Source organism: Mesorhizobium sp. B2-3-13 (genome assembly GCF_006442195.1).
Taxonomy (GTDB): domain Bacteria; phylum Pseudomonadota; class Alphaproteobacteria; order Rhizobiales; family Rhizobiaceae; genus Mesorhizobium; species Mesorhizobium salmacidum.
Window position 1 is genome coordinate 1 of the sequence record NZ_VFVQ01000006.1, and the last position, 14,953, is coordinate 14,953.

Annotated in this window: 17 protein-coding genes and 1 tRNA gene; 7 read left to right on the plus strand and 11 right to left on the minus strand. The window is 62.0% G+C overall.

The features are described 5' to 3' along the window. Positions 1 to 103: 103 nt before the first annotated feature. Positions 104 to 180, minus strand: a tRNA-Met gene (locus tag FJ941_RS08705). A 239-nt stretch (positions 181 to 419) separates the two neighbouring features. Between FJ941_RS08705 and FJ941_RS08710 the strand changes: the two genes are divergently transcribed. Beyond that, complete coding sequence (locus tag FJ941_RS08710) at positions 420 to 1,385, plus strand: Gfo/Idh/MocA family oxidoreductase (protein ID WP_140504788.1); 966 nt, start codon at positions 420 to 422, stop codon at positions 1,383 to 1,385. A gap of 42 nt (positions 1,386 to 1,427) precedes the next feature. On the opposite strand, the gene mnmA is transcribed toward FJ941_RS08710, so the two are convergent. After that, on the minus strand, positions 1,428 to 2,618 hold the full coding sequence (gene mnmA, locus FJ941_RS08715; RefSeq protein WP_140504790.1) for a tRNA 2-thiouridine(34) synthase MnmA: 1,191 nt from the start codon (positions 2,616 to 2,618) through the stop codon (positions 1,428 to 1,430). A gap of 285 nt (positions 2,619 to 2,903) precedes the next feature. Here mnmA and FJ941_RS08720 point away from each other — a divergent pair, with 285 nt between their 5' ends. Then, positions 2,904 to 3,179 (plus strand): DUF1153 domain-containing protein, encoded by a 276-nt coding sequence (locus FJ941_RS08720; RefSeq protein WP_006203587.1) that lies wholly within the window; start codon positions 2,904 to 2,906, stop codon positions 3,177 to 3,179. 62 nt (positions 3,180 to 3,241) lie between these two features. On the opposite strand, the gene FJ941_RS08725 is transcribed toward FJ941_RS08720, so the two are convergent. After that, entirely contained in the window at positions 3,242 to 4,168 is a 927-nt protein-coding gene (locus tag FJ941_RS08725) for an NADP-dependent oxidoreductase (RefSeq protein WP_140504792.1), read from the minus strand. 89 nt (positions 4,169 to 4,257) lie between these two features. On the opposite strand from FJ941_RS08725, the gene FJ941_RS08730 reads away from it, so the two are divergent. Further along, positions 4,258 to 4,656, plus strand: coding sequence for a helix-turn-helix domain-containing protein (locus FJ941_RS08730; protein WP_140504794.1), 399 nt, complete (start codon positions 4,258 to 4,260; stop codon positions 4,654 to 4,656). Positions 4,657 to 4,767: 111 nt separating this feature from the next. Here the strand turns inward: FJ941_RS08730 and FJ941_RS08735 are convergent, their stop codons facing one another. Next, positions 4,768 to 5,145 carry a flagellar export protein FliJ gene (locus tag FJ941_RS08735; protein ID WP_027146385.1) on the minus strand — a complete coding sequence of 126 codons (378 nt, stop codon included), beginning with the start codon at positions 5,143 to 5,145 and terminating at the stop codon, positions 4,768 to 4,770. 451 nt (positions 5,146 to 5,596) lie between these two features. Here FJ941_RS08735 and ctrA point away from each other — a divergent pair, with 451 nt between their 5' ends. Continuing rightward, entirely contained in the window at positions 5,597 to 6,292 is a 696-nt protein-coding gene (gene ctrA / locus FJ941_RS08740) for a cell cycle two-component system response regulator CtrA (protein ID WP_006203583.1), read from the plus strand. A gap of 161 nt (positions 6,293 to 6,453) precedes the next feature. On the opposite strand, the gene FJ941_RS08745 is transcribed toward ctrA, so the two are convergent. Together FJ941_RS08745 and FJ941_RS08750 are read right to left on the minus strand one after the other, a co-directional pair. Further along, positions 6,454 to 6,822, minus strand: coding sequence for a response regulator (locus FJ941_RS08745; protein ID WP_140504796.1), 369 nt, complete (start codon positions 6,820 to 6,822; stop codon positions 6,454 to 6,456). A 242-nt stretch (positions 6,823 to 7,064) separates the two neighbouring features. Continuing rightward, the gene (locus tag FJ941_RS08750) at positions 7,065 to 7,694 is read right to left on the minus strand and encodes a histidine phosphotransferase family protein (RefSeq protein ID WP_027146387.1); all 630 of its coding nucleotides are present in this window, start codon (positions 7,692 to 7,694) and stop codon (positions 7,065 to 7,067) included. A 385-nt stretch (positions 7,695 to 8,079) separates the two neighbouring features. Here FJ941_RS08750 and FJ941_RS08755 point away from each other — a divergent pair, with 385 nt between their 5' ends. Together FJ941_RS08755 and FJ941_RS08760 are read left to right on the plus strand one after the other, a co-directional pair. Next, positions 8,080 to 8,616, plus strand: a complete 537-nt coding sequence (locus FJ941_RS08755; protein WP_245262388.1) for an EipA family protein — start codon at positions 8,080 to 8,082, stop codon at positions 8,614 to 8,616. A gap of 153 nt (positions 8,617 to 8,769) precedes the next feature. Next, positions 8,770 to 9,924, plus strand: coding sequence for a hypothetical protein (locus FJ941_RS08760; RefSeq protein ID WP_140504798.1), 1,155 nt, complete (start codon positions 8,770 to 8,772; stop codon positions 9,922 to 9,924). Between the two features lie 41 nt (positions 9,925 to 9,965). Here FJ941_RS08760 and FJ941_RS08765 read toward each other — a convergent pair whose 3' ends face one another. The 5 genes from FJ941_RS08765 to FJ941_RS08785 all read right to left on the minus strand — a co-directional run bounded on the left by FJ941_RS08765 (position 9,966) and on the right by FJ941_RS08785 (position 13,693). After that, positions 9,966 to 10,760: an RNA methyltransferase gene (locus FJ941_RS08765; RefSeq protein ID WP_140504800.1), complete on the minus strand. Its 795-nt coding sequence runs from the start codon at positions 10,758 to 10,760 to the stop codon at positions 9,966 to 9,968. A gap of 119 nt (positions 10,761 to 10,879) precedes the next feature. Beyond that, positions 10,880 to 11,224 carry a metalloregulator ArsR/SmtB family transcription factor gene (locus FJ941_RS08770; protein WP_027146391.1) on the minus strand — a complete coding sequence of 115 codons (345 nt, stop codon included), beginning with the start codon at positions 11,222 to 11,224 and terminating at the stop codon, positions 10,880 to 10,882. A gap of 164 nt (positions 11,225 to 11,388) precedes the next feature. Next, positions 11,389 to 12,156 (minus strand): HugZ family protein, encoded by a 768-nt coding sequence (locus FJ941_RS08775; RefSeq protein ID WP_140504802.1) that lies wholly within the window; start codon positions 12,154 to 12,156, stop codon positions 11,389 to 11,391. 105 nt (positions 12,157 to 12,261) lie between these two features. After that, positions 12,262 to 13,023, minus strand: coding sequence for a 3-hydroxyacyl-CoA dehydrogenase (locus FJ941_RS08780; protein WP_140504804.1), 762 nt, complete (start codon positions 13,021 to 13,023; stop codon positions 12,262 to 12,264). Between the two features lie 145 nt (positions 13,024 to 13,168). Next, positions 13,169 to 13,693 (minus strand): N-acetyltransferase, encoded by a 525-nt coding sequence (locus FJ941_RS08785; RefSeq protein WP_140504806.1) that lies wholly within the window; start codon positions 13,691 to 13,693, stop codon positions 13,169 to 13,171. 267 nt (positions 13,694 to 13,960) lie between these two features. On the opposite strand from FJ941_RS08785, the gene FJ941_RS08790 reads away from it, so the two are divergent. Next, positions 13,961 to 14,953: a glutathione S-transferase family protein gene (locus FJ941_RS08790; RefSeq protein ID WP_140504808.1), complete on the plus strand. Its 993-nt coding sequence runs from the start codon at positions 13,961 to 13,963 to the stop codon at positions 14,951 to 14,953.

Genomic DNA, 14,953 nt, shown 5'->3' on the forward strand with positions numbered 1-14,953 from the left:
AGAGAACCTTGCAGACCATCGACAATCCGTTCGGCACGAGATTGTCACCCATGTCTTAGGTACGAACTGTTACCCATCTCACCGGGCCGTACAGAATGGATTTTGGTAGCGGGAGAGGGACTTGAACCCCCGACCCCAGGATTATGATTCCCGTGCTCTAACCAACTGAGCTACCCCGCCAGGGCGGCGACAAGCCCGAAATCCGCCTTAAATCGAAAGGCATTTCGAGGCGTTCGCCAAGGTCGCGCGGATATAAGGTTGGGAGGGCGAGCCTGTCAAGCTTCGATGCATTCGATATCGGCGCATATTCTCCATGGAGAAAAGCTTTGCCGCGCGAACACCTGCTTGTAGCCGCCGGGGTTGAGTTCGACGGGGCACGTCGCTATGTCTCGGCCACGAGTTTTTAGAGTTTGAAACAGATGAAGCCGCGCATTGCAGTCCTCGGTTGCGGATACTGGGGCTCCAACCACATCCGCACCCTCAAGGCGCTCGGCGCGTTGCACGCGGTTTCCGACACCAATCGTGCCCGCGCCGAAGGTTTCGCCAGCGAACAGGACTGCCTGGCGATCGCGCCGGACCAGCTGTTCGTCCGCGATGACATCGACGCCATCATCATGGCCTTGCCGCCGCAGTTCCATGCCGATCTTGCCGTGCGCGCCGTCGAGAACGGCAAGGACGTGCTGGTGGAAAAGCCGATCGCGCTGACGGTGCCGGATGCCGAGCGCGCGGTGCGGGCGGCCAAGGACAATGGCCGCGTCTACATGGTTGGCCATGTCCTGCGCTTCCATCCTGCCTTCGAGACGCTCAAAGGCCTGATCGACAAGGGCGAGCTCGGCGAGGTCCGCTACATCCATTCGCACCGGCTGGGGCTCGGCAAGTTCCATACCGAGAACGATGCGCTATGGGACCTCGCGCCGCACGATCTGTCGATGATCCTGGCCATCACCGGCACCGAGCCGATCGAGGTGCGCGGCGAGGGGGCGGCACTCCTCGACAATCTCAGCGATTTCGCGCATCTGCATATGCGCTTTCCCAACGGCCTGCGCAGCCATCTTTTCACGTCGCGGCTCAACCCCTATCGCGAGCGGCGGCTGACCGTGGTCGGCACCAAGGCGATGGCGGTGTTCGACGACGTCGAGCCATGGGAGCGCAAGCTCGCTGTCTACCGCCACGCGGTGTGGCAGGACAGCGGCCAGTGGGCGTTCACCACCAACGAGCCGTCCTATGTCGCGGTTGCCCAGGGCATGCCGCTGACGCGCGAACTGGAGCATTTCATCCAGTGCATCGGGACGCGCGCCGAACCACGCACCAGCGGCGAGGAGGCGATCAGGGTGCTGCGCATCCTGACGGCCGGCACCGTCACTCACACCAAATCCACATCCTGAGGGAGGGCCGCGTCGTACCTCTGGTGCGACGGGCAGGGAGAGCTACTCGGCGGGAATTTGCGCCGGCTTTTCGGCGAGCCGGCTCAGCATCGCTTCGGCTTCGGCGCCGCGCTCTGAGCGCACGATGAAGCCGCCGCCGAAGACGCGGGCCTCATTGCCGTCGTCGGAATAGAGCACGCAGGCCTGTCCGGGCGCGATGCCCGATTCGCCATCGGCCAGCTCGACCGAGGTCACGCCTGCCTCGTGGCGCAGCATGGCCGGCCGTGGCGGCCTGGTCGAGCGCACCTTGGCGAACAGCTCGATGCCGCCGGCAGGCACATCGGCGAGCGCGGCGTCTCCCAACCAGTTCATGTTGCGCAGATAGATCTTGTGCGTCTCCAGCGCTTCGCGCGGGCCGACCACGACACGGGCGCGCTCAGCGTCCAGATGGACGACATAGAGCGGCTCGCCGGACGCGATGCCGATGCCACGGCGCTGGCCGATCGTGTAGCGCAGAATGCCCTCGTGGCGGCCGAGCACGCGGCCGTCGATATGGACAATGTCGCCCGGGTTGGCGGCAGCCGGCTTCAGCTTGGCTATGATGTCGGAATATTTGCCCTGCGGCACGAAGCAGATGTCCTGGCTGTCCTGTTTGGCGGCGACCGTCAGCCCCATCTCCTCGGCGATGGCGCGAACCTGCGGCTTCGACAGGCCGCCGAGCGGAAAGCGCAGATAATCGATCTGCGCCTGCGTGGTGGCGAACAGGAAATAGCTCTGGTCGCGGTCGGCGTCGACCGGCCGGTAGAGGGCGCGGTGGGCGCCATTGGCCCCGGAGCGGATGTAATGGCCGGTGGCCAGCGCGTCGGCGCCGAGATCCTTGGCCGTGGCCAGAAGATCGGCGAATTTGACCGTCTGGTTGCAGGAAACGCAAGGAATGGGTGTTTCGCCGGCGACATAGCTCTCGGCGAAGGGATCGATGACCGCCTTGCGGAACCGCTCCTCATAGTCGAGCACATAATGCGGAATACCCAGCGTCTCGGAGACGCGGCGGGCATCGTCGATGTCCTGGCCGGCGCAGCATGATCCGGCCCGATGCGTTGCCGCGCCATGATCATAGAGCTGCAAGGTGACGCCGACGACATCATAGCCCTCGCGCTTCAACAGGCCGGCGACCACGGATGAATCGACGCCGCCCGACATGGCGACGACAATGCGGGTCTCTTCGGGACGTCTGGGAAGGTCGAGACTGTTCATGGTGCTTTCATTCTGCGGCAGCTCAAATGCCAATGTCGAGAATATAGGTCAAGCTTTCATGCGGCGCCAGCTTGCAGGACGACCGCGGCGTATGGCGAACGCTGTGAGTGGGTACATTCCTTCCGGCTAAAACAGGGTTTCCAGCCGGATATTTCAAATGCCCGCTAAAAGACTAACGCGGCGTTCACGATCCTTACCTAGTCATTAGGGTCTGCTTAGGCAATTTTTAAAGCTGTGGCGGTAACGTGGCGGGGATTGGGTCTTGAGTTTTTTGTAGAGAGTACGATGACCGATCTGGTTAGACCTAGAGTCAAATACGTTATCGGGCCTGACGGCAGCCCTCTTACGATTGCCGATCTGCCGCCGACGAACACGCGTCGCTGGGTTATCCGGCGCAAGGCGGAAGTGGTTGCAGCGGTGCGCGGCGGACTTTTGAGCCTTGAAGAGGCATGCCAGCGCTACAAGCTGACCACGGAGGAATTCCTGTCCTGGCAAGCGTCGATCGACGAATACGGCCTTGCCGGGCTGCGCACCACGCGCATCCAGCAATACCGGCACTAGGCCGGTCTCAGCACGATAGAAGGGCGCGGCATGCCGCGCCCTTTTGCTTTCGGCGTCGCCGCTCAGACCGTCAGCGCTACCTTGCCGATCGGCTTGGTGGCGAGAAAGGCGTGGGCGGCTCCCGCCCGGCCGAGCGGAAAAGTCCTGGCCACGTGGACCGCAAGCTTTTGCGCGTCGATCAATCCGGCGAGCTCAAGCAGGCCCTCGCGGTCGGGCACGACCGACATGCGCTCGACCCTGATATCGCGCGAACTGGCGTCGGGGCGGGTGGCGTCACTGACGTCGAGCAATGACACCAGCACGCCGCCGGGCTTCAGCACCTTCAGCGAGCGATCGGCATGGTCGCCGCCCACCGGCTCCAGCACCAGGTCGATATCCCTGATCTGGCTGGTGAAATCACCCTTGGTGTAGTCGATCACCTCATCGGCGCCGAGCTTGTGTACGAAGTCGAGCTTGCCCGGGCTGGCCGTGGCGACGACGTAAGCACCACGCGCCTTGGCGATCTGCACGGCCAGATGGCCAACGCCGCCAGCTCCGGCGTGCACCAGCACGCGCTGGCCTGATTTCAGTCCGCCATGGCGGACAAGACCTTGCCAGGCGGTGAGACCGGCCAGCGGCAATGCGCCGGCCTGGATGTGGTCCGCCCGCGTCGGCTTCAGCGCGATCTCATCGGCCGGCACGGCCGCCAGTTCGGCGTAGGCCGCGGCCTGCTTGGGGAAGCGCGGCATGCCGAACACTTCGTCGCCGACCTTGAAGCTGGTGACGCCGGCGCCCAGTGCCTCGACCGTCCCCGAAATATCCCAGCCAAGGATGAAGGGTGGCTCGCCGAGCAGCGGATAGCTGCCCGCGCGCACCGCGCCATCGACCGGATTGATGCCGGCCGCCTTGACGCGGACCAGCACCTCGCCGGCCTTCGGTGTGGGATCGGGCAATTCGGCGGTGACAAGAACGTCGGGCCCGCCAACGGAATTCTGGGTTACGGCACGCATGAAATCTCTCCTGCTTGATTAGCGCCACTATCATTTGGAGAGTAAGGGCCTATTGTCCAGTATGTACCTTTTTGATATATAGGCACCTCATGGATACTGATTGCGACTCCCCCCTCGGCTACGACGCGTTCCGGCGGACATGTCCGTCGCATACCGTTTTGGAGATGCTGGCCAGCAAATGGGTCTACCTGGTGGTCTGCGCGCTGCGCAACGGCCGGCAGCGCAATGGCGTGCTTGCCCGCAAGCTCGAAGGCATCACGCCCAAGATGCTGACCCAGACCTTGCGTGTGCTGGAGCGTGATGGCCTGGTGCGGCGAGAGGTCTATCCGGTCATTCCGCCGCGCGTCGAATATGAACTGACCGAGCTCGGCCTCAACCTGGCGGGACTGCTTACCCAGATCAGATCATGGGCGGAGCAGCATGCGCCCGATATCAAGGATGCCCGCGCAAGGGCGATCGCCGGAAACGAGGTGGACTGGGCTGCCTAGGTCTTGCGTGCCACCTGCGCTTTCGTGGCGGCCGCCGGCGCCGGAATTCAGGCTGTCGCCCGACAGGATGTGCGCTTGTGCGCGCGCCAAACAGCGCCGATGTCGGCTGGTTCAGCCGATCATGGCGCTGCGGCCACCGGTTTCGGCTTCGCGAATCTTGGTATCGCGCGATTCCAGCATCTCAGCCTTGGAAAGCTCCGCTTCAGCTTCGCCGAGTAATGATTCGGCGGCGCTTCGCTGCTGGGCGAGGTCGCCTTGCGAGTTCCTGAGATTGTCGCGGCGCAGGCGCGCGGCCTTGGCGAAGGTCGGATAGGCGAAATGATTGATATCTGTGATGCCGGCTTTCTTTTCCTCGGCGGTGATCTGAAGCTCCAGTTCGACGGCCATGCGCTCGAACTCGGCGATCATCATGTCGAGTTGCAGCATCTGGCGACGCTTCTCATTCACTTGAAACTGTTTCAGCCGAACGAGGTTTTCACGTGACTTCATGATTCGGTACTCCCGGAAACGCACACCCGCACATATCGTCCAAACCACTTGAAAAGGCCCAAGCGCTGCCCGTATCCACCGGCTTTCCCCGCACTATAGGAAACAAAACCCTAAAGTTTTTTGCCGACGGTAACCATTCGTTTACGGGCATTGTTAATCATACGTGTCAGGGCTTAAGGCCGGGTAAAAATTCCGGCCGCCGAAGCGAAGCCGCGTCGATGAGTCCCTGGAGTCACTTAGTCCAGGTTATTAATGTGTCGCATTAGGAATTTTGGTCTGTGATTCGTTATTAGATTCAAGAGGGTGTAGAAAGGGGTTAAAAAATCTGATACCGTATTGGACGGGAAATTAGGTTTTGTTAACCATTCGATGGCAGCCTCTATACCAGGCAACCACTGCTCCGGGGCAGGACGGGTCGTGAAATGGTCCGGCGGCAGAAAAGGGGAATGAAATGCGTGTTCTGCTGATAGAAGATGACAGTGCAACCGCACAAAGCATCGAGTTGATGCTGAAATCGGAAAGTTTCAACGTCTATACGACAGACCTCGGCGAAGAGGGTGTCGATCTGGGCAAGCTCTACGACTACGACATCATCCTTCTCGACCTCAACCTGCCAGACATGTCTGGCTACGAGGTCTTGAGAACGCTTCGCCTTTCCAAGGTAAAGACGCCCATCCTGATCCTCTCCGGCATGGCCGGCATCGAGGACAAGGTACGGGGCCTCGGTTTCGGCGCTGACGACTACATGACCAAGCCGTTCCACAAGGACGAGCTGGTGGCGCGCATTCACGCCATCGTGCGCCGCTCCAAGGGGCACGCCCAGTCGGTCATCACCACGGGCGATCTGGTCGTCAACCTCGACGCCAAGACCGTCGAGGTCGGTGGCCAGCGCGTGCACCTCACCGGCAAGGAATACCAGATGCTGGAGCTGCTCTCGCTGCGCAAGGGCACTACCCTCACCAAGGAAATGTTCCTCAACCACCTCTATGGCGGCATGGACGAGCCGGAACTGAAGATCATCGACGTCTTCATCTGCAAGCTGCGCAAGAAGCTCGACGCCGCGTCCGGTGGCCAGAACTACATCGAGACCGTCTGGGGCCGCGGCTATGTGCTGCGCGAACCGGAAGACATCCGCGTCAGCGCCTGAGCGCGACCGGCAGAGCGTTTCTTAAAAAACCTGGCCATGTGAACTGACCCCCGAAAGTTGGACGCAACCTTCGGGGGTTTTTGCATTGTGGACTGATAATTATTTGTTTTTGCACCGCGAGGCGGCGGACCGCCACGCGGTTTGCCTGGCGTAGCTTCCGATCAGGCCGCGATCTTCAAAGCACGAAAGCGTTCGAGCAGTTGCGGGCGATTAAAGGGCTTCAACAGATAGCCCTGGGCGCCGGCGCGCTTGGCCCGCATGATCGACGCGATATCGAGCTCGACCAGTGAGATCAGGATCTGCGGCTTGATCGGGCTTTCCATCGCGCGCAGGCGCCGGATGAGGTCGATCGCCTGCACGTCCGGCAGGGCGCCATCGATGACTATGATGTCGGGCATGTCGGCGGCGCACATCTCCAGTGCGTCAAGCCCGCTGGCTGCCTCGATGACCATCATGTCGGAACCGCCCAGGATGCGTTTTGCAACCTTCCTGATGACGCTTGAATCGTCGACGAACATGCAGCGTTTCATTTCCGGGTCCTCTTTGCCCTTGGACAATCCGGTCGTGCGGGGCATCTGCGGCGTAGCCTAGACCGATCTGGTAAAGAAGCTGAAAAGCCGTTAGGTAAAATTTTTGCAAAGATGCGTTAGCTAATTTTTCCTTGCGGATGCTTCGACGTTGCCGGCGTGTCAAAGATCATCGCGCCCGATTGCCGTATCAATAAAATATTTCACATTGAAAAACTTTGTTCGGTCGCGCTGCCGCGCCGATTTCAGACCACCGAAAGGACTATTTCTTCAGCCGTTGCATGGATCGAAATCGTCATGTTGGCCTCGCGGGCCAGCAGCAGCGTGTAATAGGGCTGCACCGAATGAGCGTCGATCGGCTCCTCCGGCTTGTGACCGGAATGCAGTTCGAGGAATTTCGGCGGCACACGCAGCATCGGCCCGCTTGCCGAAAGCGAAAAACGCGGCTCGGTTTCGAGATTTTCGAGCGTCACCACCAGCTTGCCGCCGCGCGGAATGGCGGCATTGGCGACCAGGAGCAGGTTGAGCAGCAGCTTGACCTTGTTCTTGGGCAGCAGCGCGCGGATTCCGTTCCAGACCAATTCGGGCTTTTCGTTCTTGAGGAAGGCAATGGCGACGGCCTCGGCATCTCCGGTATCGATCATCATGCCCGCCGAACCGGCGGCGCCGAAGGCGATCCGGGCGAACTGCAAGCGAGCCGAGGCGTTCTTTGCACTCTGGCGGATGAGCCGCATGGCGTCTTCGTCGGCGCCGCCCTCGTCGAGCAGTTCAAGCCCGTTATTGATCGCGCCGACCGGCGAGATGATGTCGTGGCAGACGCGGCTGCACAAAAGCGCCGCCAGATCGGGAGCGGAAAGGGTGAACAGTTCGGCCATCGGCGAAATCCCTGCAAAATCTTCCAGTTCGTGGCCGAGCGATCGATCTTCGCGCCTGCCCACACGAATCACGCTTCAACCCAAGGCTTTCTGAATACACAGCGCCCGCGCATGCAGCAACAAATCCAAATTGTCGTCATGGCATATGGCGCATTCACGCAGGCTGCGTGTCCCCTTGAGCGGCCAAACAGCCTTCGAACCGCCATCTTCATGTGGGAGTTTAATGGTTGAAAAAGGATTACGGCATAGTTTGCCCCTAACAGTCATCCTTAACGGCCGCCTAAAGAGCCGTACGGATGCGAGGCGTCGGCGAAAGTGCTTCATGACGGAGATTGGAAGCATGTTTTCCCGATTGTATGACCGGAGTTTTCTCCGTGCCCTCTCAATGGCGTTCACGCTCATGGGCGTTCTCGTCTTCACGACATCGCCCTTGCGGGCCCAGGAGTACACCGCTCAGGAGATTGTCGATTCCGGCCACAAGTTCTTCGGCGCGACGTCGGGCGGGTTGGCCACGGTCGTGGAGAAGATTTTCGCCTCCTACGGTTTGCCTAACGGCTATCTGCTCGGCGAGGAGGGATCCGGTGCGCTGATCGGCGGCCTGACCTATGGCGAAGGCACGCTCTACACCAAGAATGCCGGCGATCACAAAGTGTTCTGGCAAGGCCCGTCGCTGGGCTGGGATTTCGGCGGCGAGGGGTCACGCGTGATGATGCTAGTCTACAATCTCGACGATGTCGGCAATCTCTACAATCGCTATGGCGGCGTCGCCGGTTCGGCCTATGTGGTGGCGGGTGTCGGCTTCAACGTGCTGAAGAACAACAATGTGCTGCTGGTGCCGATCCGTACCGGCGTCGGCGCCCGGCTCGGCGTCAATCTCGGCTACTTGAAACTGACCGAGCGGGCGACCTGGAACCCGTTCTGATCTGTCCGATGATGAAGACGTGGACCGTTCGACCGGATTCCCGAGCCACGACCCGAATGAGCCGCGGCAAGCCCTTGCCGCGGTGCCGGATTTCCGCCATGCCAAGATGGCACAGTCCAGCCTTCCAAGTTGTCGTCGATAACGGGTAGTCCTTTGGTTCAGTCGGTCCTGTTCTTTGCCCTTGGCTTTCTCTGTGCCGGCTTTCTGGCGCTGATGGTGGCTCCGGCCGTCTGGCGGCGTGCCGTCGCCCTGACCCGCAGGCGCATCGAAGCCTCCATCCCGCTGACGCGAGCTGAAATCCAAGCCGACAAGGACCGGATCCGGGCCGAGTACGCCATGTCGACGCGCCGACTTGAAATCAACGTCAAGACGTTGCGCGAGAAAGTGGCCGAACAACTCGTCGAGATCAACCGCGGCCACGAGGCGCTGAAGGGGCTGGCGGTCGAGCGCACGGACAAGAACCATGCGCTCGCCGAACTCGGCGCCAAGAGCGAAGCGTTGCGGCAGCGCGAAGAAGAACTGCATCAGCTTTCGGAGCGGCTCAAGGAAACCGAACGAAAACTGGAAAGGCGGGCGCTCGATATCGAGAAGCTGGAGCACATGTATGACGATGCCAGTTTTGCCTCCAGCAGCCGCCAGATCGAGCTCGTGGCCCGCGAATCCGAATTGCAGAAGCTCGCCAGCGACATCTCGCTGCTGCGCGGCCAGCGCAAGGAAGCGGACCGGCGCAGCCAGGAGATCGCGGCCGAAAGCAAGGCCGCACGCGACGGCCTGAAGGCCGAGAGGAGAAGGGCCGCCGAACTCGACAAGAAGGTCGAGCGGCTGCTCGCAACGCTCGCCGACCGTGAGGACAAGCTTGATCGGCGCGAAAAGGAGTTGGCGCGGTTGCGGGAAAAAGCGAAAGCCGAGGACGGCGCATCGGCCTTGCGGCTGGTCGGCAAGCCCGATGAAGCGGGTCGGCACGACGAGGCCGGCAAGCGCGACGACGTGGACCGGGCGATTGCCAGGCTCGACGGCGACCGCGAGCGGCTGGAGGCCAGGCTTATGGCGCTGGCGCGTGAGAACAAGCGCCTGAAGGCGGACCTCGGCGCCGCGGCATCGTTGGGCTTGACGAATGGCAATGGCGCCGCGCTGCGTGAGCAGATGAACGAACTGGCTGCGGAGGTCGTCCATCTGACTGCCAAGCTCGAGGGCCCTGATTCGCAGATCGCCAAGGCGCTGGCGGCACCGCAGGAAAACCGCTCCGCCGGCCATGACCGCAGCCTCGCCGACCGCGTGCGCGCCTTGCAGAAAGCAGAAGCCGACTGACGCGGTGCGGGCTAGCCGCCTTCATCGCACTCAAATCATCGTCAGTGCGAGAAATGATGCAGGGCAATGGCCGAGGCGGCAGCGACGTTCAAGCTGTCGAAGCCTTTCGACATGGTGATCCGTACCGTTTGCAAGCGGGAAAGCAGGCTTTCGGGCAGGCCTTCACCCTCGGTGCCGAGGTAGAGCGCCAGCCGCTCGCCGCGCGGTGCCTCCCGAATGTCGATCCGGCCGCGCGGTGACAGTGCGAACTGGTCATAGCCCCGCCGATCGAGACCCGCCGTGAATTCCGCCGTGTCGGTGAAGGACGCGAAAGGGATCTTGAGCGCGGCGCCGACCGAAACCCGGATCGCCTTGCGGTACAGCGGGTCGCAGCATGTCGTGTCCATCAGCACCGCGTCGGCGCCGAAAGCGGCGGCATTGCGGAAGATCGAACCCATATTGTCATGGTTGGCGATGCCGACAAGCACGACGACCAGAGCTTGGGCGGGCAAGGCATCCAGCAATGAGGCGGCCGGGTGCGGTGCTTCCTTGCGGCCGATGGCCAGGATGCCGCGATGCATATGGAATCCGGCAATCGCGTCCATCACCGCACCGGCGACGACGTAGACCGGCAGGTCCGCTTGTGCCTTGCGCAGCATGTCCTCCAGGCCGCCAAGCCTGTTTTCCAGGATCAGGATGGATTCGGCGCTGAAGCGGCGCGACGACAAAAGCAGGTCGAGCACCACCTTGCCTTCGGCGACGAAACGGCCTTGCCGGCCCGCCAGATCGCGCTCGCGGATATCGAGATAGGCAGCGACACGCGGGTCGCGTGGATCGTCAATGCGTATTGGGTCCATGTCCCGCTCAACAATCATGTCCCGCTCAACAATAAAGAGCGTGGCTCGTGTGCCGGGAAAGACACACGAGCCACGCTCCGGAGATCGTCAGCGAGGTAAGCGGCCGCGGCAGCGTGCGGTCAAGTCCCGGCGCGGCGCAACCTCTGCGCCATCTGGGACAGATCTTCCTTGCCGCTGCCGAAAATGCCATCCAGCATGGTGAGCAGTTCGCGCACCGCATCGGATTTGCAGGAATAGTAGATCATCTGACGATCGCGCCGGGTGTCCACGATGTCGAGCGCCCGCAACTTGGCCAGGTGCTGCGAGAGAGCGGATTGGCTGAGCATCACCTTTTCGGCGATGGCGCCGACCGACATTTCACCGTCGATCAGATAGCTCATGATCAACAGCCGTTTTTCGTTGCCCATCAGCATCAGAAATTCGGCAGCCGATTCGGCGTTGGCGATTAGCTTTGTCGAGACCATTGATGCCCCATGCTGTTTGCTCATCGAGGCGCCATGGGGGCAATGGTGCCTGAATCCATAAATTCACTTGTGAAGGTGCCGACGAGTCAGCACCACATCCAAGCCTAGAACATTTCTTTCAAATCTCAAGCGTTGCTTTTGATCAAATGCAATTTAGTCGCGTCTTATACCTCCGATGCGGCCCTGCCGGCCCTGGCCATGGCAACCAGAACGGGACGCAGTTCCGACACCGTTATCAAAGGTTGTGGAAAAAATACCCGGCAAGTATTGTCCCCCGACACCAGATCGATGCCTTCGGCGTCCAAACCGGCAATGGTCCAGCCGCCGCCGGGTGCCTTGGCGAAATGACGGGCATAGACGGCGATAGCGTCGAGATGGTCCGCATTCATGTGCTCGACGGCCGATTGTTCGCTTCCGGCGAGTTCCTCGATGATGGGCCCAATGGTGAGAAGGTCGAGCCGTTCGAGCTGATAGGCCTTGCCGAAGCCGCCGTTGAGGCTGGCGTGTTGCGGCTCAAGGCGAAAGATCGAAAAGTCGCCGAGCCCGACATAGAGGCTCGCCTTGGGATTGCGGTTGAGATAGCGGCGCTCGGCACGGGCATGCGCCTGCGAGCCGCGCTCCAGCCGCGATGCCTGGCAGGCCAGCGTCAGCCGCGGATGCGCCAGCGGATCGCCTTTGCCGGGCTCGCCGAGCAGCAGGGAACAGCGCGGATCGGCAAGCAGCGCTGACGTGTGCGCCGCGAGCATCGACACCAGGACAAGCGGTGCGCCGTCGATGTCGGTGGCGATGCCGACCCGGCTCGCCAGTGGCGATCCGGTCCTTGGTTCCAGCACCGCCAGGGCGCCGAAGCGGGCGCTGCGCAGAAGCGTTTTCGCCAACCGGATCGCCTCGGCGTCGGTCTCGCGGATCACATCCTTCTTCCGGTCGCCCAAGGTTCTCGTCCTGCTAAGTTGATTTTCCTATTCCACTTATCGGCCGACGTGCCGAACTTGGCAAGGTGAGGCACCCGCCGCATTTCGCGCCGTTGGGCGCACGCTCTATTTCGGCGCCATGCGGATGGCGCCGTCGAGACGGATGGTCTCGCCGTTCAGCATCTGGTTTTCGACAATGTGCAGCGCAAGCGCGGCATATTCGGATGGTTCGCCAAGGCGGGACGGGAAGGGCACGGCGGCGCCCAGCGAATCCTGCACGTCCTGCGGCATGCCGGCCATCATCGGCGTCTTGAAGATGCCGGGCGCGATGGTGCAGACCCGGATGCCGGAACGGGCGAGATCACGCGCCACCGGCAGCGTCATGCCGACCACGCCGCCCTTGGAGGCGGAATAGGCCGCCTGGCCGATCTGCCCGTCATAGGCGGCGACCGAGGCGGTGTTGACGATGACGCCGCGCTCGCCGCCCTGCAGCGGCTCGAGTTTCGCGGCGCGGTCGGCAACCAGGCGGATCATATTGAAGGTGCCGATCAGATTGACCTCGATAACCTTGCGGTACTGGTCAAGCGGATGGGGTCCATCCTTGCCGATCGTCTTCACCCCGATGGCGATGCCGGCGCAATTGACCAGAATGCGCGGCTCGCCCAGCCTGGCGGCGACATCGGCGAGGGCGGCGGCGCCATTGTCGGCACTTGCAACATCGCACTGGACGGCGATGCCGCCGATCTCGGCAGCAACCTTGGCCGCGCGCTCGATGCCGACATCGAGGATGGCGACGCGGGCCCCTTTGGCGGCAAGCGCGCGAGCGGTCGCCTCGCCGAGGCCGGAGCCGCCTCCGGTCACGATCGCGATCTGGCCGTTGGGGGTCATGGCGTCATCCTTCCTGTGAGTATGGGCTTTTCTATGAAAACAGGGACGGATCAGGCCCGGATCGACCGACAAGGTCAAGATGGAGCAGTTCGCCGTCTTGCAGAAACGGCGAACTGCGGAACCCGTTCACCTTCCTGAAGCTGCCCTAGGCGTGCTCGGCGACCCTGGCCTGGCTGGCGTGACCGACCTCGCCCATGAGCCTGGCAACCGCGCCCGGCGTGATCTCGTGCGACAAAAGGCGGTCGAGGTCGACAGGCCTCGGCATCGAGATCTGGCCGCGTGGAATGCGCTTGAAGCCGAGCGGCCCGTAATAGGGCTCGTCGCCGACCAGCATCACGGCGGGCGCACCGGCCTTGGCGGCCGCTTCCAGCGCGATTTTCACCAGCCGGCGGCCGATGCCGAGATTCTTGAAGGCGGGCCGCACCGCGAGCGGCCCGAGCATCAGCGCCCGGCCGGCACCGGCCGCAATGCGCGTCATACGCACCGAGGCGACGACGAGGTCGCCGTCGACCGCGACAAAGGACAGCGCGCGCTCGTGGCCGCCGGCCTCGCGGATCTTGTAGGCGGCCAGCACGAAACGGCCGGGGCCGAAGGCCTCGTCGTTGATGGCTTCGATTTCAGGATCGTGCGCCGGAGTTTCCGGCAGGTACTTCACGTCGGCAAGGCTCATGGTCGTTGCGTTCCGGTAGAGGAGGAAAGGTTGCTGCAAACGGCAGCGTTCGCCAGTCAGCGCTTCATCAAGCGCGGGCGCCCTTTCGTCGTCGGTCAAACCGGATCAAGGCAAAGTCGAACATGCGGAGTGTCCGCTAGCATCAATTTTCGCCCGCCGCAATCGACGGCTTCGCTGGTCCTACCGATTGACGATCTGTTCAGCCCTGGATGATTTCCGCCTTGCCGCATCGCGCCTTACATGACGGGAAACGCGAAAGGACAATTCATGGGATTGCTCGTCGATGGCAAATGGCAGGACCGTTGGTACGACACGAAAAACAGTGGCGGCAAGTTCGTGCGGGCGCAGTCGCAGTGGCGCGACTGGATCACGCGCGACGGCACACCGGTCGAAGGCTGCAGCCGCGGCTTCAGGGCGGAGCCCGGCCGCTATCACCTCTATGTCTCGCTCGCCTGTCCCTGGGCGCACCGGACGCTGATCTTTCGCGCGCTGAAGAAGCTGAACGCCATTATTTCGGTATCGGTGGTGCACCATTTCATGGGTGCTGATGGTTGGACGTTCCTGGCCGAGGACGGCGCGACAGGGGACACGCTCTACGGCCTCGACTTCCTGCACCAGATCTACACCAGGGCCGATCCGGCCTATTCGGGCCGGGTGACGGTGCCGGTGCTATGGGACAAAAAGGAACAGACTATCGTCTCCAACGAATCCTCCGAGATCATTCGGATGCTCAATTCGGCCTTCGACGAATGGGGTGATGCCAGCCTCGATTTCTACCCGGAAGCCTTGCGTGGCGAGATCGACGCAATCAACGCGCTGGTTTATCCCGCCATCAACAATGGCGTCTATCGCGCCGGTTTCGCCACCACGCAAACGGCCTATGAGGAGGCGTTCGGCGAGCTGTTTTCGACGCTCGATGCGCTGGAAGATCGCCTTTCCAGGCAACGTTATCTGGTTGGTGACCGCATTACTGAGGCCGACTGGCGGCTGTTCACCACTCTGGTGCGCTTCGACCCGGTCTATGTCGGCCATTTCAAGTGCAACCTGCGCCGCATCGCCGACTATCCGAACCTGTCGAACTATCTGCGCGACCTCTATCAGGTGCCTCGTGTCGCCGAGACGGTGAACCTGCACCACATCAAGGCGCATTATTACGGCAGCCACGCGATCATCAATCCGACCCGGATCATACCGGTCGGGCCGGCGCTCGACTATGGTGCGCGGCATGATCGGGGGCGGTTCAGGAAGGCTGCAGCCTGA